At 50.8% G+C, this 21,415-nt stretch carries 12 protein-coding genes; 4 read left to right on the plus strand and 8 right to left on the minus strand.

Annotated elements, in window-relative coordinates; all coding sequences use genetic code 11:
- Positions 1-244: 244 nt before the first annotated feature.
- Together FGI41_RS16340 and FGI41_RS25070 are read left to right on the plus strand one after the other, a co-directional pair.
- Positions 245-1,942, plus strand: coding sequence for a copper amine oxidase N-terminal domain-containing protein (locus FGI41_RS16340; protein ID WP_176560310.1), 1,698 nt, complete (start codon positions 245-247; stop codon positions 1,940-1,942).
- A 96-nt stretch (positions 1,943-2,038) separates the two neighbouring features.
- Positions 2,039-2,698, plus strand: a complete 660-nt coding sequence (locus FGI41_RS25070) for a YdeI/OmpD-associated family protein (protein ID WP_176560311.1) — start codon at positions 2,039-2,041, stop codon at positions 2,696-2,698.
- A gap of 394 nt (positions 2,699-3,092) precedes the next feature.
- Here FGI41_RS25070 and FGI41_RS16350 read toward each other — a convergent pair whose 3' ends face one another.
- From FGI41_RS16350 to FGI41_RS16375, 6 genes are all read right to left on the minus strand, one after another.
- A complete protein-coding gene (locus FGI41_RS16350) occupies positions 3,093-3,920 on the minus strand; it encodes a copper amine oxidase N-terminal domain-containing protein (RefSeq protein WP_255298502.1) in 828 nt (275 codons plus the stop codon).
- A gap of 169 nt (positions 3,921-4,089) precedes the next feature.
- Complete coding sequence (locus FGI41_RS16355; RefSeq protein WP_139491411.1) at positions 4,090-10,719, minus strand: fibronectin type III domain-containing protein; 6,630 nt, start codon at positions 10,717-10,719, stop codon at positions 4,090-4,092.
- 424 nt (positions 10,720-11,143) lie between these two features.
- Complete coding sequence (locus FGI41_RS16360) at positions 11,144-12,040, minus strand: carbohydrate kinase family protein (protein WP_176560312.1); 897 nt, start codon at positions 12,038-12,040, stop codon at positions 11,144-11,146.
- A 98-nt stretch (positions 12,041-12,138) separates the two neighbouring features.
- Positions 12,139-14,673, minus strand: a complete 2,535-nt coding sequence (locus FGI41_RS16365; protein WP_139491413.1) for an RCC1 domain-containing protein — start codon at positions 14,671-14,673, stop codon at positions 12,139-12,141.
- A gap of 335 nt (positions 14,674-15,008) precedes the next feature.
- Positions 15,009-15,749, minus strand: coding sequence for a UMP kinase (gene pyrH / locus FGI41_RS16370; protein ID WP_139491414.1), 741 nt, complete (start codon positions 15,747-15,749; stop codon positions 15,009-15,011).
- A 214-nt stretch (positions 15,750-15,963) separates the two neighbouring features.
- The gene (locus tag FGI41_RS16375; protein WP_139491415.1) at positions 15,964-16,743 is read right to left on the minus strand and encodes an inositol monophosphatase family protein; all 780 of its coding nucleotides are present in this window, start codon (positions 16,741-16,743) and stop codon (positions 15,964-15,966) included.
- A gap of 156 nt (positions 16,744-16,899) precedes the next feature.
- Between FGI41_RS16375 and FGI41_RS16380 the strand changes: the two genes are divergently transcribed.
- Positions 16,900-17,277: a hypothetical protein gene (locus tag FGI41_RS16380; RefSeq protein ID WP_139491416.1), complete on the plus strand. Its 378-nt coding sequence runs from the start codon at positions 16,900-16,902 to the stop codon at positions 17,275-17,277.
- 575 nt (positions 17,278-17,852) lie between these two features.
- Here the strand turns inward: FGI41_RS16380 and FGI41_RS16385 are convergent.
- Together FGI41_RS16385 and FGI41_RS16390 are read right to left on the minus strand one after the other, a co-directional pair.
- Complete coding sequence (locus FGI41_RS16385) at positions 17,853-18,344, minus strand: PaaI family thioesterase (protein ID WP_139491417.1); 492 nt, start codon at positions 18,342-18,344, stop codon at positions 17,853-17,855.
- A gap of 73 nt (positions 18,345-18,417) precedes the next feature.
- A complete protein-coding gene (locus FGI41_RS16390; RefSeq protein WP_139491418.1) occupies positions 18,418-19,359 on the minus strand; it encodes a DMT family transporter in 942 nt (313 codons plus the stop codon).
- A gap of 311 nt (positions 19,360-19,670) precedes the next feature.
- Here FGI41_RS16390 and ilvD point away from each other — a divergent pair, with 311 nt between their 5' ends.
- Positions 19,671-21,341 carry a dihydroxy-acid dehydratase gene (gene ilvD / locus FGI41_RS16395; protein ID WP_139491419.1) on the plus strand — a complete coding sequence of 557 codons (1,671 nt, stop codon included), beginning with the start codon at positions 19,671-19,673 and terminating at the stop codon, positions 21,339-21,341.
- Positions 21,342-21,415: the final 74 nt, after the last annotated feature.

Consider the following 21,415-nt stretch of genomic DNA (forward strand, 5'->3'; position numbering starts at 1 on the left):
ATGTCCCTTCTTCCTAGCCTTTCATTCACGGTAGCGCCAAGACGGACGACTTCCTAAGCTGTGTATTCTTTGCTGTTGTACCTCCTTTCATCTTACCATGAATCCCCTGCTTTTTCCTGCAATCGGGAGATTTTTCTTCACTCCACCGAAACTATTGCCGATAACTTCCGTATAATGATATGGTTGGTTTTTGGCAGAATTCCATGACTCATCCAATGATATGAAAAGAAAGAGGTGTTCCACTATGTGGAAAAAGTGGGGCTCGCTTACGCTAGCTTCTCTCTTGGTTCTGACCGGCTGTTCGAACCAGGCTGCGATTGTCCGCGATTCCGTGGTCAAATCCCTTGACACACACAGCTATGATTTTAAAGGCACTTTTAAATTAACCGGTGATTTTGCAAAAGCTTATGAACTCTCTGAAGGCAAAAAGCCAGAAGCAGAATGGAACGCGGTGTTTGAATCGATCAAATCCGGCGTCACCATCGAAGGTACCCAAACAGACTTCGATCGCGGCCGTTATGTCATCACCGCCAACGATGATAAAGTTCTGCGCGAAAAAGGTCTCTGGAGCAAAGAAGAAAAAGCCTCTGCTGAGTTCCTGATCGACAAAACCAAAACCTACATCACCACTCCGCACGATTCTAAGTATCTTTTGATCGATGAAGATACCTATCTCATGGAACCAGAGTATGATGACTATTACTATGATGAAGAGTTTGACGCAACGAAAGAAGAAGAATTGACTGAAGAAGAAAAAGCAGCAGCTGCTGTTGTGGTAGCCAATGCACCAAAAATCGCTGAGCTGGAAAAACAACTCAACGATATGATGATCGACTTCATGAAAAAGTATATCAAGAACTATGAATTCACCCTGTCCAAAGTAACCAACCACGGCGAAACCACCGTAGAACTGCCAAACGGACAATCTGTAAAGGCAACCCACGTCACCATCAATCTTGACACCAAAGAAATGATCCGTATCCTCGTGTACACCATGCGTGATGCGGTCAGCAACCCAGAAGTGCGTAAATTCGCCGTTGACGCTTTTGTCCTCTCCGAACAGATCTCTGATCTCTCCACAGAAGATTTCACCTATGAGGAAGATGGTAACACCTATGAAGTAAAAGACCGCACTCCTGCTGAACTCCGTGCAGATGCAGAAGAGCGCGTCAGCTACATGATCGACTCGCTCAAAGAAAGTCTGGCCGGCAGCGAGAATTTTGATGCCGCGACCCTCGAAGCAGAAGTCAAAGAAGCTGGTCTCGAAGCATTCAACATGCAGCTCGACTACTACGTAGCTGCTGACAAGACTCCAGTACGCACCGGAATCAACCTCAGCCTGACTGTCCAAGACAATGAGGCTGATAAGCCAGAACCATTGACATTTGGTCTGGAAGCCGACACCTATCAATGGAACTTCGGCAAACCATCTGCCGTCAACTACCCAGCTGAAGACAAAACCGTTGATATGATGAAGATCACCGAAGATAAGACTCTCGTAAAAGATTTCGATGAAAAAGGCTTCCTCGGCTACCTCCTCCGTGAAGCAATCAAGGAACAGTCATTCATCGTCTTCGACCTCAACACCAAAACCACAACGCTCAACGATGAAAAAGTAGCCAACATCCACCCATACCAAGCGACAGGCGGCACTGTAATGGTTCCGTTCCGCTTCATCGGTGAATCCATGGGCGCAAAAATCTCTTACAACGCAGCGACCAAAACCGCCACCTTCGAAAAAGGGGCCAAAAAGGTAGAACTCGTCACTGGCAGCAAGAACGCAAAAGTAGACGGCAAAACCGTACAGCTTCCGTTCCCAGCAACCAACGTGAAAGGTTCCCTCTATGTGCCACTCCGTTTCGTCAGTGAGAACCTCGGCGCTGATGTAACCTGGATTGGCGAAGACAAACAAGCGATCATCCAGTTCGACGTAACTGAATAAGTTGATCCAGCATAAAAAGCCTCCTTTTGACAAGGAGGCTTTTTCCTTTCTACAATAGGAGAACGAGTACTTGGACAGAAAGGATGACGAACCATCATGAGCACGGATTTGCAGAAAAAGCTGCGTATCAAAAGCGGTCAACGCCTGACCATCATCAACGCACCCCATTCTTATCTGGATCTACTTGGCCCTCTACCAGATGATGTCGAGTCTGCAGGGATCGAGACCGGTGGTGAATTTGATCTCGTCCAACTATTCATCCACAATATTGCTGAGCTGGACGAGTTGGCTCCTCAAGCCCTGAAAGCCGTCAAGCGCGACGGTCTTCTCTGGATCTGTTACCCGAAAAAAAGCGCCAAAACGATCAAAACGGACATCACCCGCGACCACGGCTGGCAGACCGTCACCCAGGCTGGTTTTGAAGGCATCGCACTCGTCTCCATCGACGACACCTGGTCCGCCCTCCGTTTCCGTCCCGCTGATTTGGTCAAAAGTACAAGCCCCTCCCGCAGCTCGGACCCTACAAGCTCCGTGCGCACCAGCACAGCCGAGCGCATCCTCATCATCCCCGAAGAATTGGAGCAGGCATTCTCTTCACATCCACAGGCAAAAGAATTCTTCGACACCCTCTCCTATACCAACCGCAAAGAATACGTCGTCTGGATCACCTCTGCCAAACGCGCAGAGACCAAAGAGAAACGGCTGGCTCAGACGATTGAGAAGCTGGAGCAGGGCGTTAAGAATCCGCATCGCTAGACTTATCATGGAGAGCTGATATTGATCGGATATCGGCTGTTTCTTTTGTTCTATTTTTTAAAATTCTGCTACCGCTGCGAGGAGAGGGGTCGGCTTGCAAGCAGCGAGCCTCTTTGAACTCTCCGCCCAGCTCCGAATGCTTCACTGGGACTCCCTTCTTCGAATATTCTTCTGGGGCAAACTTCAATCACCCCCGAATCAACCTTTTTTGCCCCTGCTCCCAGTGAAGCATTCGGAGCGGACAGTCTCCCCTTCTTTTCGAAGGGAGTTCAACAAGGCGAGCAGCTTGCAAGCCAACACCTCCCCCTCCCCCTCTCCCTCTCCCGAAACGACAGCAAAAAAACCGGAGCATCTTTTTCCAAAGACACCCCGGTCACCATATAAATCCCAAACTCTATTCGATTGACTTCTTAGAGAAAGTACCTTGATAGCTGTCTGTTTTTCCATCTTTCACAGCGGTTACTTTGTAAGTGCCGATGGTCAGGCTGTCGTTCCCTTTGATCACCTCAAAAGTACCGTCTGCCTTCATTTTTGCTTCATAAGATTGGCCGCCGAACTCAACAGTTACTGTAGAACCTGCCTCCACTTTACCACCTACGTAGTAAATTCCTTTTCCAAGGAAGTCAGTCAGTTTACCGCTAACCGTGCTGTCTTGGATCAGCTCAGCGCCTGTAGAAGGAGTCTGTGGCTGAGTTGGAGTCGGAGTTGGAGTTTGCGGTTGAGTTGGGGTTGTTGGTGTAGTCGGCTGTGTCGGTGTCACTACTACAGGATCAGTGATCAGTACGGTAGTGGTCGCTTGAGACCAGTTCACTTGATAGTTCAATGCCTCCGCGATAAAACGAACCGGAACCATCGTGCGTCCATTGATGATCTGAGCAGGTACGTCGAGCGTGAGGGTTTGTTCATTCTTTTTCGCTGTTTTTTGATCAATGATCAGGTTAACAGAGCTTGTCCCTTTATTGATGGACACTTTGCGGGTTGCATTGTCCCATTGTACATCGAATCCCAGACCTTCCGCGATCGGACGGATTGGCACGAGGGTACGGCTGTTTTTGATCACTGGTTTTTGGTCTGGGAAAGCAAGTGCCTTGCCATTGTATTGAACCTTGATATCAGCTTGCGCCACGGCGGTCACCGGCGCCTTTACTGGTGTAGCCGCATACGCGGAAGCTGGTACGAGGGTAACTGCTAAAAGTAGTGCAGAAAGTTGACGTTTCAACATGCACAACACTCCGTTTCCTATGAAATTCATGACTATTAAAAATCTACACCATCTACGAAGCTAATTGCAATAAATTTTACTGGTATTTTTGGTAAAAAAATATAAAGAATAAACAAAAGCCGGATCATCCTTCCGAAGAAGGGATCCGGCTTTTGCCTGTTATTCTGCGTTAGGATGTGGTGAACTCTTCCTCCACTTCCTTCGATACATCTTTATTGCGGTTGCGCGAGACGACTGTAACCTTGTACGTCGTGTTTGGCGTAAGTGCTGTTATCTGGTATGAGGTCGTCTTGATCCAGCCGCTGGTTTTGCCATTATCGAGCTTTACCATGTATTCCGTGCCGCTTGGGTTGCCGTTAGACAACCACGTAACTTTGGCTGATGTCGAGGTGATACTTTTGACTGCGAGACCTATGGGAGCTTCCGGTAAGGTGTAGACAATGGCTTTTGCCGTACCGAGCAAGCGCTTATCTTTGCGGACGCGCAGGATATAAGTGTACTTGGTGCCCGGTTTGAGATCACTGTCGGTGTAGCCTGCTTCTGTACCGGTGTAAATCTTTTTGTTGTTACGATACAGCTCGTAGGTTGTGCCTGCTCCCCACGCGTGATTCCAGGAGATCTCGGCACTCTTCGCTTCCGCAAGAATATCCAGAGCACGCGCAGACTGACTGGTCTTGGTTTTGACCTTCAAGCTTTTTTCTTTGCTTCGCGCAGCATCATTCTCCGCGTACAGCGTGTATTCATACTGGGTGGTTGGCTTGATTTTGGTATCTTTAAAATTCAGCTTGTCGCCGTTGTAGACCTCTACTCCATCTCGGAGAAGCACGTAGCGTGTAGCTCCTGGAACCTCATCCCACACCAGTGTGACATAAGAACTCATGACACGTGCAAGGAAGTTTTTCGGCTCAGGCAGATACGTCCCCTGATCACCAGTGTTAACTGTCCGCACGACCGGCAGGCTGTTTCCGAAATAGTTGAAAGCCATGAGCGTGTATTCGTACGACTCGTTCATCGAGATGTCGGTATCGGTGTAGCTGAGCTTCTGGCCGCTGTGGATCATTTTTCCGTTGCGATAGAGTTTGTATCCATCTACATGCTTGACCTCGCTCCACTTCAGTTCGATCTCGTTGCCTACGATTGATGCCGTGAATTGTTCAGGTGCCTCTGGGAGCAGTTCGATCGGAACCGTTATTTGAAGCGTTTTGACTTGAATCGTAGCCGGATCACTTGCACCGTACGCATTCTCTGCTGTTAGCGTGTAGGTGTAGAGTGTTCCTTGGCTCAAGCGGATATCGGTGAAGGTGGTATCGGTGCCGCTGTAGACCTCGACGCCATTACGCTTCACTTTATAGACGGTTACGTTTTCGACATCCTCCCATGTCAGCTTGACTGAATCATAAGAAGGAACTCCCTTAAATTGATCCGGGGTGAGCGGTGGTGTTGCTTGGGCCGCCGTCGTGGTAGTGAAGCTGGCTGCTCTAGGCTGGCTTTCACCGCGTGCATTCACCGCTGTCAATTCATACTGATAGGTGGTATCAGGAGTGAGATTGCTGTCGGTGAACCCGATGTCAGACCCGCTGTAGACCTCGACGCCATCACGTGTCAGCTTGTAGCTGTCCGCATATGGGACGGCTGACCACGAGAGTCGAATCTTCGTAGACTCCGGTGTGGCATTCAGTTGATCAGGTCGGGCTGGTATTGGAATGAGCGTATGCACCGTTGCCGCAACAGGCTGGCTTGAACCACTCGCATTGATAGCCACAACCTCGTAGTGATAATCCGTATCAGGGGTCAGATTGGTGTCGGTGAAGCTGGTGGCTGCACCGTTGTATACCACTGTTTCGTTCCGCTTCACCTGATAGGTTGCCGCATATGGGACAGCATCCCAGGTTAACTCAACCGATGTCTCATTCGGTATGCCATTCACATTGGTTGGGTCCGTTGGCAGCGGCAATAGCGTCCGTTGGGTCAGAGAAGCTGGTGTGCTGGTCCCTCTGGTGTTTTTCGCGGTCAAGGTGTAGGTGTAATCGGTATCCGGGGTGAGTCCTGTATCGGCGAAGGATACGGCCGTGCCGGTATAGATCACCAAACCATCCCGCTTCAACTCATATCCAGTCGCCCATTGGACAGTGTCCCAATGAATCTCGATCTGGGTCTCTCCCTCTGTCGCCGTCACGTTGGCCGGAGTTGCCGGTACTGGGTAATTGGCAGTCGATGGATGAAGTGTCGCCGCTGCGCTGGTACCTGTCGCATTGATGGCGACCAGTGAGTAATGGTAGCTGGTTTCTGGTACGAGACCGGAATCTGTATACGTCGTCGCTGCACCTGAGTAAATCTCTGTGCCATTGCGGGTCAGCTTGTAGCTTGCTGCATATGGTACAGAATCCCAGCTGAGCGTGATCGTGGTCTCTGTTGCTGTCGATGTCAATCCGCTTGGTACCGCAGGCGCTGGCAGCTTCGTGCGCTTCGCCAGACTAGCCGCTGCACTGTCTCCGCTGGTATTGCGGGCGATCAGGGAATAGTGATAGAGCGTATCAGGTGTGAGTCCGGTGTCATCAAAGGAGGTGGCACTGCCTGTATAGATCACCGTGCTGCCACGCTTCAGCTCATACGTGGTTGCCCATGTGACTGCATCCCATGTCAGGCTGACACTATTCTCGGTCTCTGCCCCCGCCAGATTAGACGGTGTTGCTGGAATCGGATAATCAGCTGTGTTTTGAGTCAAAGTGGCTGGTGTTGCACTAAAGCCACGTGCATTAACCGCGGTTACTTCATAAGCATAGCTGGTATTTGGTATAAGACCTGTATCCGTATAGGTCAATCCAGATCCATTGTAGATTTCGGTTCCGTTACGCTTGACTTGGTAAGTGGCTGCATACGGTACCGCATTCCATGTCAGAGTCATCTGTGTCTCTGTTGCTGTCGCAGTGAGTCCTGTCGGTGTAGTCGGCAGTGGCAGCACCGTGCGTCTGGTCAGATCTGCTGAAGCACTGTCCCCACTGCTGTTGCGGGCCACTAAGGAATAGACATATTCTGTGTCGGGAGTGAGACCTGTATCATTGTACGAAGTCGCATTGCCGGAGTAGATGACCGTTCCATCCCGTTTCAGCTCATATGCCGTAGCCCATGGTACAGCATTCCAAGTGAGATTGACCGTTGTCTCTGCCTCTGTCGCAGCCAGGCTTGGCGTTGCTGGAATCGGCAAGCTTGCCGTTGATTGGTTGAGCGTGGCGGCTGAACTGCTGCCGCTTGCATTGATCGCTTTCACCTCATAGCTGTACGCAGTGGCCGGAGTCAGACCTGTATCTGTGTACGTGGTTGCTGTGCCTGTATAGATCACCGCGCCATTCCGCTTCACTTCATAAGAAGTCGCATAGGAGACTGCACTCCACGACAGATCGATCACAGTCGGTTGCGGTGTTCCCGTAAAGCTGCCCGGTGTGTTCGGCACCGGCAACAAGGTACGTCGGGTTACATCGTTGGACGGACTATCTCCGCTTGCATTGCGGGCGATCAGCGAGTAATTATAGGTGGTATCTGGGGTCAGGCCGGTATCGTTATAAGAAGTAGCGGAGCCTGTGTAGATGACGCTGCCGTCACGGGAAAGCACATAATCAGCTACCCATGTTACAGGGTCCCATGTCAGCGAGACAGATGTCTCTGCGACAGTTCCACTCAGATTACCAGGTGTCGCTGGAATCGGCAGACTAGCCGTGGTCTGGCTCAGCGTGGCGGCCGTGCTGCTTCCACTGGCATTAATGGCGACCAGTGAGTAATGGTAGGCAGTCGCCGGAGTCAGTGCCTGATCCGTAAACGTGGTCGCAGAACCAGCGTAGATCTCTGTACCATTGCGGGTCAATTTGTACGAATCCGCGTACGGCACAGCGCCCCAGTTGAGAACGATTCGGTCTGGATCAACCACTCCACTGCTAAGGGTCGGAGTAGCTGGTACAGGTATCGGAGTGTGCTTCGCCAGAGTGGCGGCCGCACTGTCCCCAGTGGCATTTTTGGCTATCAACGTGTAGGTATAATTCGTATCAGGTGTCAGCCCTGTATCCGAATAGGTGGTGTCTGTACCTGTATAGACAACCGCTCCATTGCGCTTCAATTCATACGAAGCGGCATATGGGACGGCATCCCATGTCAAGGCCACACTGTACGGTGTCTCTGTACCCGTCAGATTTTGCGGTGTATTTGGCAGTGGTAACAGTGTCTTTTGACTGAAAGAAGCTGCCGGACTGTCACCGCTCGCATTTTTTGCAATCAGTGTGTAGTTGTACGTCGTGTCCGGGGTCAGACCTGTGTCATTGTAGCTCGTCTCTGTTCCTGTCCAGATCGTTGTGCCATCTCTTGTGAGTGCATATTGGTCTGCGTAGCTCACAGCGTCCCAGCTTAATTGAACAGCGGTTTCGGTTGGTGTTGCCACTGGATTGGCTGGTGTTGCCGGAACAGGCACAGCCGTCGTCATCGTGACTGTTGTCGTGGTGTTGCTCGGTACACCATTATTGTAAGCGATGATTTCATAGTTGTAGGTGGTTGCCGGACTCAGTGACGAATCGGTAAAGGTATTGGCTGATCCGGTATAGACGACCGCCCCATTCCGCTTCACTGTATAAGAGGTAGCTCCCGGTACAGCCTCCCAGTTAAGTGTGACCGATGTGGCTGTCACACTGCCTGTCGGATTGGCTGGTGCTGACGGGGCTGGATAGTTGGTAGTCGTCTGAGTCAATGTGACAGGTGAGCTCAGATTCGATCCCACCTTGGCTGCCAACGAATAGTTATAGGTTGTCAGCGGAGTCAATCCCGTGTCGGTATAGCTGGTGCCGGTAACGGTCTGAATCAAGGTACCGTTACGGCTCAGTTCATAGGTGTTCACTCCAGGGGTAGCAGTCCAGCTCAGGTTGACGCTGGTCGGCCCTGGAACCCCGGTGAAGCCGGTCGGCGCATCTACCGTCGTAGTAAATGTAACCGTACTCCCCGGCCCCTCCCCATTGGTGTAGACAGGCGCCACTTTGAGTGTGTTCGCAGTTCCCTGTGCAAGCCCTGTTGCCGTAAAGCTGTTGGTGGTCGGAGTACCGAGAGCGGTAGTGCCATTGGTTATACGGTAGCGTGTGGCTCCGGGTACCGCATCCCATGTGAGTTGTGCGGATTGGGATTGGATGGTGTTGGCCTGCACGTTTAAGTTAGCTGTCGCGCGCCCCATCACCACGCCATGATTGTCGTACAGAACGGATTGGTCATAGACGAGTGCGGTTGTCTGCGGATCATGAATCCAGTAACCGATCAGGTTGGACTCATTTCCTGTTAGTCCGAGAATATCAGTACGTACCTCTTCTTCCGTGCGTGCTCCGTTGAAGATGGCCAGATGGTTCATTCTTCCTTGGAACCGCTGATCAGAAGTCATCGACCAGCCGCCGAGCATCGCCTTTGGCTGCACCGTACGCGCTGCCGGGGCAGAGCCGTTTTGCAACGAGATGGTTCTCTTCTCTCCGTTGATGATCAGTTCGGCATTCGATGACGACGCGGCGCCATTCGGGAATACAGCTGCGATGTGCACCCATTTGTTGACGAACGGAGCGGCAGCTACGCCCAAGATCTCCCCTGATCCTGTCGTAAAACCAAGCGAAGCGCCGTTATACATCAGAGCATATCCCTGATCCCATGAGAACAGCATCGAAGGCCCAGATCCCTCTATATACGTCCAGAACTCAACCGTCGTCTTCGCCCCCGGCGAAGTATTGACAGGCAGATTCTCATACGTGACATAATGATTCGTCCCGTCAAAAATAAGCGGATTTGCTGAGTGCTCATTGGTCGGAGATGATCCGTATGTAAACCAGTTGGATTCCCCATCCGCATTTTTTAGTTTCATCTCATAATTGTAGGAGGTCAGCGTAGACAGTCCCCAGTCGGTAACTGAATTGACCGTTCCTTCATAGACCTGCTTGCTGGCATCCCGCCTCATCATATAAGTCATTCCGGGCTTGTTCGTCCAAGAGATATTGTTTCGGATATCCTTAGGGTCAAAAGCTGGTGTGATTCCATAGGCGGTAGCAGTGGAACCAGGTGTCGTGACCGAGTTGACCGGTGCATGATTGCCATTACCTGATTGGTCATACACCCTGTAGTTGGCATGGACAGCTGGATTATACAGCCCAAGCAATGGTTTATCCGCAGAGACAATCGGTTGATTCGCGGCAAGATTCGCAATATCGGTCGGGGTCAGTTTCCCTTTATACAGGCGAATATCTCTCATCTGACCTTTAAACTTATAACCGTTGTTGTAGTTGACCATCTTCCCTTGCCCGGAGATGACAAAATCACTGGTCACCGTGACGCTTCTGCTCGATGATCCCAGCCCGTACACCAACGGGGCCTTGGATGTCCCGTTCACGTACAGCTCTACATTTGAGTTGTTGGGCACACCATTGGCAAACACTGCTGCGATATGAACCCATCTGTTATAGTAAGAACCGGCTGGAAACGGTGTCCCAAACACATCACTGTTCCCCGTATTAAAGCCAAGATAACTGCTCACCAATTCTAGGCAGTAGTTACCCGAAAAACAAATCGGCATTCGACCCGAGCTACCATCCCAGAACATCCAGAACGCAACCGTATGCTGTGCTCCCGGTGTCGTACTGTCGACCTGTGGAACACTGGGTCTAATCTCGTCATCAATTCCATCGAAATAAAGATAGTTTGGATCAGGCGATGCAGCCCATGCTGCTGGCACAAAGTTGCTGACGGTAGCCCACCACGCAATCAGGGCTACGAATATTAGCCGTAGCATTTTCATCCTTTTTTCCCCCAGATACAAATTCACACTTTTTCCCTTTATCTACTTTTGAGTATGAATATGGATAAATTACCTCGATACTTTAGTGTACCATGTTTCCTATACTGGAAAAGTATCTTTCGCCCTATTCCAGCAATCTTCGCAAAATCATCACAATATTTTAAAAGAGATATATATAAGAATTATAATTTCTATATTATGGAACAAAAGACTTCCTATATGCTCATAAAACTATTTTTATACGTATATCCAATCATACATATCCTTCTACATACTGAGCCAAAATTCCTACCACTTTTTCATTATGGATAATACTTCCATATTTTTTCAACTATACTTTAATTATATCGGTTGTAATTAAAAAATATTTTAGTAGCTGTTGTTTTCTTCATAAAAAAAAGGATAGTGCCCGTCGGCCTATCCTTTATATATTTTCATACCAGCGTTGATATTCTTGGTACAATTTTCCTACTGATAGCTCTGAATGGATCAGCTCACGGGAAGTAACAGTCAGCCCGGCGGTGACTGTCGCGAGCTGCATGCAACGTCTGACCGGCTCTCCTTGCAGATATCCGTACAAAAAGCCGGAAAAGAAGCTGTCTCCTGCCCCGTTGGTGTCAACGGCCTTGTATGGGAGGGCAGGTGTCTCGATCCACTCCCCTGTAGGCAACAGGGCGGTTGAGCCTTGGGAAGCGTGCGTACAGATTGCCAGCTTTTTGCCTTGAGCCATCCATGTCTGCATCGTCTGTCTGTAATTCGGGTCAAGCTCGGAGCTGTAGAGCAGGACATCTGCGTGCTGGATGAACTCCGCGTGGTATTCGCTTGCCCCATCGTATGAATGCAGGTCACACCATATCTCTTTGCCGTGCTTTTTGATCATTGGGATCACTTTGCGGCAGTATGGGGCTATGTTGAGGAAGATGATGTCGCTCTCCTGGATCAGCCGCTCGATTGTTGCTTCATGTAAAGGAGTATCTGCCGGTGGTGAGGTGAGGAAGATGGAGAGTCGTTCGCCTGTATGGTTCTTCATTAGATTCGTGTGGCGTTCGGTTCCTGTGGGGGCAATGTCATAGTAGAACGGGATTTGTTCGTGTCGGAATAATTCCTTGATCTTTTCGCCGTAGAGATCGTCGCCGATCACGCCGTGGAAAACGACATCGAGGCCGAGGCGTTTGAGTGCGAGCGATTTGCCCGCGCCTGTAGAGCCGACTGCTTCATGGTACGCTTTGGCATGGATCGTCTGTGGTACGGGAGCGGGGAATTCGTCCACATCGATCATGAGATTATAGGAAACACCGCCGAAGACGAGGATTTTTTTCAATGGAAGCCCCTCCTTTTCCTTACATAGTAACATGGAAAAAGAAAGTGGACGAGTTCATTTCGTCCACTTTTTTCCACACAGTTATTCGGTTGGGGGGATTACGGGATTGAAATCAAGGTTGGGGTGGCTGTGCCGTCTGTGGTGCCATTGCCGAGTTGGCCGCCGAAGTTGCCGCCCCATGTCCAGATGGTACCGTTGGCTTTCATCGCGATGGTATGTGTCTCCCCTGTGGATAATGCGATGACATCGGTAAGGCTTGGGAGTTGTTTGGGGATGTCTTGCATGTTGTAGATCTCAGATGGAGTGGTTTCATATCCAAGTTGGCCGAAATCATTGTTGCCCCAGGAAAGCACGGTCCCGTTGGCTTTTAGCGCAAAGGTGTGGTTGTTTTCGGTACGGATCGCCGCGATGCCGTCTGCCACTTTGCGCGGAAGGTCTTTCATGGTGTTCTGCTCTTGGCCGTTCCCGTTGCCGAGTTGCCCCATGTAGTTGCTGCCCCATGTCCAGACACTGCCGTCTGTCTTGAGCACGGCGATGTTGAGGAATCCACTGGATACGGCGATCGCGTCATCAAACACCGGAATCTGTACAGGTGTGGTCAATGGTGCTCCGCCATTCAGACTGAAATAGTCACTGCCCCACATCCACACGGTTCCATCTTGCTTGACGGCAAAGGATTGCTCCTGATTCGTATAGATATATGTGACATCACTAAGGTCTTGCACTTGAACAGGTGTCGTGCTGTCCTCGGTCGTACCGTTGCCCAGCTGACCATTATAGTTGACTCCCCACGCCCAGACCGTTCCGTCTGCCCGGAGTGCGAGTGTGTGATTGGATGCACTGATGGCTGTAATATGTGACAAGCCTTGTACGTGGACGGGAGTGGTCTGGCTGTCTTTGTTGCCGATGCCTAATTGGCCAAAATCGTTGCTGCCCCATGCCCAAACGGTTCCGTCTTGACGCAGTGCCAGGGTGTAGTTGGTACCGCCTTCGACAGCTTGGACATCGGTAAGACCACTAGCCTGAACCGGAGTGCTGCTGTCATCCGTGGTGCCGTTGCCCAGCTGTCCGTAGCTGTTGGCTCCCCACATCCAAAGCGTGCCGTCCGGCTTGATCACACCGGAATGTCCCATGAAGCCCGGCGAAGTCAGGACACGGTTCATGCTGTGATTCACCTGTGGGAGTGACCAGACGTGAATCCCGACGAGAATCGTCTGTCCGCCGTATTCTACTGTGGCTGTCGTCGCACCGACAGAGCGGGCGCGGACGAGCCCTTGTGCGTCGATGGTGGCAATGGTCTCATCCTCCACCGTGTAGGTCGCTTGCTCGGATACATCATCGACTGTACCGTCATAGGCTGCCTGCGTGACGGAGAGCTGCTGGCTTCTTCCGACCGGCAGATAAATGCTGTCTGTATCGACATGCAATTGGTCATCATGTGGTACGAGATGAATCAAAACCGGCTCATGACGGTCTGTATTCGTCCCATCCCCCAATTGTCCGTTGAAATTGCGGCCCCATGCATAGACCTCATTTTCTCTGGTCACGGCAAAAGAATGGCGTGGTTGAGCAGAGATGCTTGCGATGTTAGAGAGATCCGGTACAAGGACTGGTGTCTCTTGGCGCTCGGTATGGCCCAGCCCCAGTTCCCCTGCGGTATTATCTCCCCAAGCATACACATCTCCATCCGCTGTAAGAGCCAGTGTATGGGAAGTAGAGGAATCCAGCTTTACGATGCCGCTCAAGCCGGGAACCTGTACAGGCTGACGGTCATAATCCCACGTATACACGGTACCGTCGCTCTTCAGTGCATAGGCATTGTTCCCGCCTCCGTAGATGGCCTGTACATTTTCCAGACCTGGTACAGGGTGCGGCTGGTAGTATGGTTGACCCGGATCAGCACTCATGCAGCCCCATGTCATCACAGTGCCGTCATTTTTCAAGGCAGCAGAGTAGCAGTTACCGCTTGCCACCTGAACGACGGAATCCAGGTCAGGTATCAGAAAAGGAGTCGCTGTATGGCTGAAGGTTCCTGTGCCTAGCTGTCCGTTGGTGTTGTCCCCCCATCCCCAAACTGTACCGTCCTCTTTGAGGGCAAGGGCGAAGCTGACGCTTGCGGTAAGACTTTTCACATCTGTCAGATCAGGGAGCTGGACAGGAGCATAGTGACTCTCTTCCGTACCGTCGCCCAGTTGACCATAGCGGTTGTTCCCCCATGCCCAGACGGTCCCGTCCGTCTTCTGTGCGAGTGTATAGTCGTAGCCGGTTGTAACTGCGGCTACATGGTCAATCCCCGGTACTTTTACGTGACGGCCAGGGACCGCTTGATTATGACCCAAGCCTAATTGACCATACGTGTTGTCCCCCCAGCCCCAGAGAGTCCCGTCTTCTTTGACCATCACGGTATGGTAAGCCCCGCTCGTGCTCAGACTGGGACGGATTGCTCCCGGTGGCACCTGCTCCCCTCCGTAGACGAGTTCTGTAACACTTGGTTCTGCTTGTCCGATCTGCGTGCTGTCCATCTCAACCGCAAAATCTGACAAAAACGGCTCCGCCGCCAACGCAGGCGCAGAAACGAGTTGTGACGCCAATGCCACGGCCGTCATGACCTGCAAGGTAACCTTCCTTTTCATAATTGCCGACTCCCTTCGACATATTTTGATTTTTTTCGGTAATCCAAATTATAGGTGATAAGCAGGAAAAGATAAACATACAAAAGTAATAATCAGTGACATTCGACTAAGAGATATTATTTTAATGAATATGTTAAAACCTGCTGTTGATCCTATTGATTGTTGGGGAGTTGACTGTGGGAGTGGGTATTTTTGTGGATATGTGTTGGGTCTTCTGTATCCTTGGGCTTAGATTGGTGGACAGCGTAAAAAAGCCCACTTGCCAATGATGACAAGTGAGCTTCTTCTTTATTCGTTTGATATGTTTCGATTGGCTTTGATTCGCTCTATCTCATCTACTCAATCAACACCGTCTCAACCTCTTCACTAATATACGTCCCCGCATTCTCCCCCTGGCAGATCCGTTTCATCACATCCGGCTGATCAAAATTAAACACATGGATCGGCAGGTTATGATCGCGGGCCAGAATGATTGCAGACTGGTCCATCACGCGCAGATTCTGATTCACGACATCGTTGTAGGCCACAGATTCGTAGCGTTTGACATCTTTATTGATCCGGGGGTCACCGCTTAGGACTCCGTCTACGCCGTGTTTGGCGACGAGGATCGCATCGCTTTTCATCTCCAGAGCACGTTGGACAGCGGGGTAGTCGGTCGTGACATAAGGTTGACCATTTCCTCCCGCAAAAATCACCACGTACCCACTCCTCAGGTGTTGAACCGCTTTCAGCCGGATATACGGCTCAGCAACAGAGTTGATCGGGACGGAGGTCATCACGCGGACTTCTTTTCCCAGCTTGGAGGTAAGCACGCCTCGGAGCATCAGGCTGTTAATCACCGTGGCCAGCGTACCGATATTGTCCGCCTCTACCCTGTCGATTCCCCATGCTGTTGCCATATTTCCCCGGAAAATGTTGCCCCCGCCGATCACAATCGACAATTCGACCCCCATCTCCACGACCTTGGTGATCTCATTGGCGATATGGTCGAGACGCCCGTGGTCGAACCCGAACTCATTCTCCCCGCTTACGGCGCCCCCGCTCAGTTTAATCAACACCCGTTTGTATCTGCTCACAAGTGACCCCTCCCTTTGTCTACAAAAAAAAGGAACGAAAGCGGCTTAACCACTCACGTTCCTTTTGCAAAAGGGAATGACGAAAGGAAACCGCCAGACCCGAAGTATCCTGTCATTTTCATTCCGTCCACCCCCTTGTTTTGTTTTTGTACCGCTCCATATTGTATGTGCGGTGGGTAATTTTTACAACAACTTTTCTGAAAAGAGTGAAGGGTTATTTCTGCACGGTCATCCCATGGATCGCCTGATGCAGCACCCCGTTGCTGACGATAATGCTCGTATTCTCGCCCTCTACAAAGCTCTGATGCTGGTACGGGTTACCTTCCCAGTCGGTCACGGTCGCTCCCGCCTCCTGCGCGATCAGAATCCCTGCGGCCACATCCATGACCCCAGATTGTTGCATCACAATATAATCAATCCATCCATGCGCCAACAGGCAAAAATCCAGTGCCGGCCCGATATTGCGCATCAGCCGCTTGGTCTGGAGCATAAATGGACGGGTAAACGCAAGCTCCTGTTCCTTGCTCACCGAGTTTCGGCCCCGCACGTACGTCCCGACCGCTTTTTCCAGCTCAGAGCGTGTATTGACGGACAGCTTTTTCCCGTTCAGATAAGCCCCTTTGCCTTTTTCCGCCCAAAACATCTGCTCAGCGACCGGATTATAGACGACCCCTAAGACAATCTCATCCTTGTGCTGCAGAGCAATCGAAACGGAAAAATACGGATACCCGATAAAATAATTGTTGGTACCATCCAACGGGTCCACGATCCACAAGTACTCGTCATCCCGTTTGACCGTCCCCACCTCTTCCGAGAAGATCGTGTGCGTCGGAAAATGCTTGTGCAGCACCTCGATGACACGACGCTCGCTCTCCTTGTCCTCTGGAAGCTTTACATCGTTGTGCGATTCCAGGTCGGGAAACAGTTGCTCGGTAAAACGTTCTTTCAGATAGGCCCCCGCTTCACGGGCCGCTTGCTTGGCAATTTCCAACATGGCGTTTCGACTTCCCTTCTTCTCCACATCCGTTTACATCTATCCGTTTCAGCATATCATAAATATGCAAAAATTACCCTTGCAGACTCGGCGGTAAGTGCCTAAAATAGAAAGACCCATTGGTTTCCCCATATGAATACGAGGGGGTAAGAATGTATGAACAGTGATTTTATCCGCCTGAAAAACCTGGAAGGCGAACTCAAGCTGACCCAGATGACACGCAGCCTCGGCACTTCCGTGACCAGCAAAGAACTGGTGTTTCAAAAGCCGCATATGACCTATCACCTGTTTTTGCAGGATATCATCAGCATGATTCCGACGAAGATCGAATCTCCTGTGATGACGATGAAGCATTCTTCCGAGTGGCTTCGTACCGAATTTGCCTCTGACTACTATAAAATCGCAGTCAAATGGGTGCGTATCGTAACCCGTTCCGGCGTAGTAGAGCGCGAGAATACGGAGTTTATCGTTCCGTTGTCTGACAAGATGCTGAATTATATCCGCACTTATAGTGGGTTGATGATCATTGAATAGAAAAACTGGAGCATTCTCATAGGATGAGGAGGCTCCAGTTTTTTATTTTCATATTCTTATAGCCGAAAGGATTACTTTTTGTAGTGCGGGAGATGAGGCGGCTTTCAAGCTGCTCGCCTTGTTGAAACCCCTTCGTAAGAAGGCATGACTGTCCGCTCCGAATGCTTCCCAGAGTGCATAGGGCAAAAAAGGTTTACTCGAAGATGATTGAAGTTTGCCCCGGAAGCCTATTCGATGAAGGACTCTCAGGGAATCATTCTCCGCTAAGCTGGGGTTCCAAAGAGGCTCCCTGCTTGAAAGCCGCCTCATCTCCACCAGCCAAGTGGAAGGCGGAAAAAGAGAAAGGCTGAAGATCTTACCCCAACAGTAAGATCTTCAGCCTTTTTCTCATATAAATCTTTTTATCTTATTCCCTATCTTCTTTCAAAATCTTTTTCAATAGGTTCCGTTCTCCCACTCAGTAGCGTGAGGATCATCTGTTTGTAAGGAGACCGGCCGAACAACGTGAGGGAAAGGCGACTGGAAAACAGATGATCCTCGCGCTCCTACCGGAGCAACAACCCTTGAAAAGAAAACTACTTATTAAGTGCCCGAGTCGGTCTTGGCACGAGCATAAAAGTCCCCGTCCCATGCGCCACAAGATTATCGCGGTCATCATACACGCGGCCCTCGATCACCACAATCTTTCTCCCACGCTGGATAAAAGAAGCTTCGGATCTCACATGCTTCCCTCTCGCCGGACGCAGATAGCGGGTCTGCAGGTCGGTCGTTACCGCTACGAGATCAGGCGGCAATTGGCGGTTGATCAAGGACCCCATTGTGCAGTCGATCAGAGTCGCGGTGATGCCGCCATGCACCATGCCAAGGTTGTTATCCATATATTTTGTGATCGGGACGATGAACTGATAGGTATCCTCATCAACAAATTGCCCAGACAGGCCCAAAAAGGCGGATACATAGGAACTGCCGCGTTCGCGCCGTTGACGGATCGCCGAAAGAGTCAACTCGAGAATCTCCCGCTCTTCGTCACTGCCGTTTTCATAGATATCTTTGATTTCTTCCATCATAATCAATTCCTCCGAAAACCTAGCAAGTTAGTATGCTATTTTTTCTCAATTGTAACGGTTTATTGATACTATTTCACGCATTAACTTCGCGGGCATGTGCTGTACTCTCTGCTTGCTTGACACGGCGAACGCCTCTCACCTTCTGGAAGGACAGCCAGACACCCGCAAGGACGAACAGACCACCGACGGATTGGGCATTCTCCATGCTCTCTCCCAAGAACACGATCGCAAACACAGAGGCAAACACCGGTATGAAATTGATAAAAGGCGAAACATTGCTCGGACCAAGTGTCTGAATCGCTTTGTTCCAGGAGAAGAACGCAGCCACCGAAGCAAAAATCCCCAGATACAGCACCGCATACAGATTCTCAATCCGGAACAGCTGCACATCACGCGTACTCATCTCCCAGACCGCACCCGGCAACAGGCAGAGTGCCCCGGCCAGCGCGATACAGAAGAAGCCGGTCAGGCCTGGCAGTTTGGCAGATGTCTTACGCAGGGCGACCGAATAGAACGCCCAGAACAGGTTGGCGAAGATGATAATCATATCCCCTTTATTGAACTGCAGAGACAGAATCGTATCCACACTTCCTTTGCTCACAATCCACAGAACGCCAAGGGAAGAGACGACGAACCCAGAGATTTGCAGGCTCGAGATCCGCTCCTTGAGGAAAAAGAACGAGCCCAGCGCAATCAGAATCGGCGACCAGGAAGAAAGAATCGCAGCATTGATAGTCGTGGTATAACCCATCGCAATATAAATCATCACGGTAAACACACTGATCCCCGTCGCTCCAAGCATCAGCGCCTCTTTCCAGTGCTTTTTGTATTGCTGCCCGTTTTTACTCAATTCACGGTAGACAAACGGCAACAGAATCAACACAGCCAGCATCCAGCGTGCGGCTGACAGGGTAAATGGCGGCAGATATGGAAGGATTGTACGGCTGACTAAAAAGTTCCCACCCCACAGCATGGTGGCGAGCATAGGAAGGAAATAAATATAGCGGCTACTCATCGGTTTCTTCCTCTCCGTTTTTTCTCTCTTGTTAGATACAATTTAGCATGAGTAAACGCTTTCAATTGAGTTTCAAAATTATTTTGCAATTGTGTATTTATTCATCGCTTTTATATTGCAAAGCGTCTAATCACGCAAGAAACACTGTTATCATTGGTTTTCGAAAATTAATATCATGAGTCGTTTTGTATATTTATGCAATATGGTGGTGTATACAATCATTGCCTTTTGATCTTATGCTTGTATGAATCCTCCCCGGGGTGTAGAATAATCTGAACATACTGATAAAGAATACCTGGAGGGAAACATACATGAGCAAGAGAAGAAGCGACATGATAAAAAAAGGCTTTGACCGTGCTCCACACCGCAGTTTGCTTCGTGCGGCCGGTGTTAAAGACGAGGATTTTGACAAACCGTTTATCGCGATCTGTAACTCTTATATTGATATCATTCCTGGCCACGTCCATCTGCAAGAGTTCGGCCACATCGTAAAAGAAGCCGTACGTGCAGCGGGAGGCGTACCGTTTGAATTTAATACCATCGGCGTTGACGATGGGATCGCCATGGGTCATATCGGCATGCGCTACTCCCTTCCGAGCCGCGAGATCATCGCAGACAGTCTGGAGACCGTCGTATCCGCTCACTGGTTTGACGGGCTGATCTGTATCCCAAACTGCGACAAAATCACACCTGGTATGATGATGGGCGCTCTGCGTGTCGACATCCCAACCATTTTTATCACAGGCGGCCCGATGAAAGCGGGTAAAACCAGTGACGGACGCTCCATCTCCCTCGCTTCTGTATTTGAGGGCGTCGGCGCACATCAGGCAGGCAAAATCTCTGATGACCAGCTGCAAGAACTCGAACAGTTCGGCTGCCCTACCTGCGGCTCCTGTTCCGGTATGTTTACCGCCAACTCCATGAACTGCCTCGCCGAAGCACTCGGGATCGCCCTGCCTGGCAACGGTACGATTCTCGCTATCGCACCTGAGCGCAAAGAGCTGGTGCGCCGCTCCGCTCACAAGCTGATGGAACTGATCGACCGCAACATCACCATCCGCGATATCGTGACGAAGGAAGCGATTGACGATGCCTTTGCCCTTGATATGGCGATGGGTGGCTCGACCAATACCGTTCTTCATACACTGGCCCTCGCTCATGAAGCAGGCATTGAATACCCGATTGAACGCATCAACGAAATCGCCAAGCGCGTTCCGCATCTGTGCAAGCTCAGCCCAGCCTCTGATTACCACATCGAGGATTGCCACGAAGCGGGCGGCGTATCCGCGATCCTCAATGAGCTGATCAAGCGTGAAGTCGTCCACCCTGACCGTATGACCGTTACCGGTACGACCCTGCGTGAAGCTGTCGCAGACGCTGTCATCACCAACTCAGACGTCATCCGTACCGAGAATCCTTACAGCGAGCAAGGCGGCCTCTCCGTCCTGTTCGGCAACATCGCTCCAGAAGGCTCCATCCTCAAAACAGGCGGGGTCGATCCATCAATTAAGCGCCATGAGGGTCCTGCCATCTGCTTCGACTCTCAGGAAGAAGCACTGGCCGGTATCGCCAATGGTCTGGTCAAGGAAGGCCATGTCGTCGTCATCCGTTACGAAGGGCCAAAAGGCGGACCAGGGATGCCAGAGATGCTCGCTCCTACCTCCCAGATCGTCGGTATGGGACTCGGAACCAAGGTAGCACTGATCACCGATGGTCGCTTTTCCGGTGCGTCCCGCGGCATCAGCGTGGGTCACGTCTCCCCTGAAGCGGCTGAAGGCGGCCCGATCGCATTCATCCGCGACGGCGACCTGATCAGTGTCGACATCGTGGAGCGCTCGCTCAACCTGCACGTAGATCCGGAAGAATTGGAACGCCGTCGCTCCGAGTGGCAAGAATTCGAACCAAAAGTGAAAACAGGCTATCTTGCCCGCTACTCCAAGCTCGTTACCAATGCCAGCATGGGCGGTATTCTCAAAATCTAGCAACTTCCGGCAGCAAAGCGGTATCTTCTCAATCCGCTTTGCTGTTTTTCATGCGGTAGTCTGTGTCATTCCCC

It is taken from the genome of Brevibacillus dissolubilis (assembly GCF_006170445.1).
Taxonomy (GTDB): Bacteria; Bacillota; Bacilli; order Brevibacillales; family Brevibacillaceae; genus Brevibacillus_B; species Brevibacillus_B dissolubilis.

Excerpts from the sequence above, each read along its gene's own strand:
- FGI41_RS16340 (WP_176560310.1), top strand. The coding sequence starts at position 245 with ATGTGGAAAAAGTGGGGCTCGCTTACGCTAGCTTCTCTCTTGGTTCTG.
- FGI41_RS16355 (WP_139491411.1), bottom strand. The coding sequence starts at position 10,719 with ATGAAAATGCTACGGCTAATATTCGTAGCCCTGATTGCGTGGTGGGCT.
- FGI41_RS16380 (WP_139491416.1), top strand. The coding sequence starts at position 16,900 with ATGAACAGTGATTTTATCCGCCTGAAAAACCTGGAAGGCGAACTCAAG.
- FGI41_RS16350 (WP_255298502.1), bottom strand. The coding sequence starts at position 3,920 with ATGTTGAAACGTCAACTTTCTGCACTACTTTTAGCAGTTACCCTCGTA.
- FGI41_RS16375 (WP_139491415.1), bottom strand. The coding sequence starts at position 16,743 with ATGTTGGAAATTGCCAAGCAAGCGGCCCGTGAAGCGGGGGCCTATCTG.
- FGI41_RS16385 (WP_139491417.1), bottom strand. The coding sequence starts at position 18,344 with ATGATGGAAGAAATCAAAGATATCTATGAAAACGGCAGTGACGAAGAG.
- ilvD (WP_139491419.1), top strand. The coding sequence starts at position 19,671 with ATGAGCAAGAGAAGAAGCGACATGATAAAAAAAGGCTTTGACCGTGCT.
- FGI41_RS16390 (WP_139491418.1), bottom strand. The coding sequence starts at position 19,359 with ATGAGTAGCCGCTATATTTATTTCCTTCCTATGCTCGCCACCATGCTG.
- FGI41_RS16365 (WP_139491413.1), bottom strand. The coding sequence starts at position 14,673 with ATGAAAAGGAAGGTTACCTTGCAGGTCATGACGGCCGTGGCATTGGCG.
- FGI41_RS25070 (WP_176560311.1), top strand. The coding sequence starts at position 2,039 with ATGAGCACGGATTTGCAGAAAAAGCTGCGTATCAAAAGCGGTCAACGC.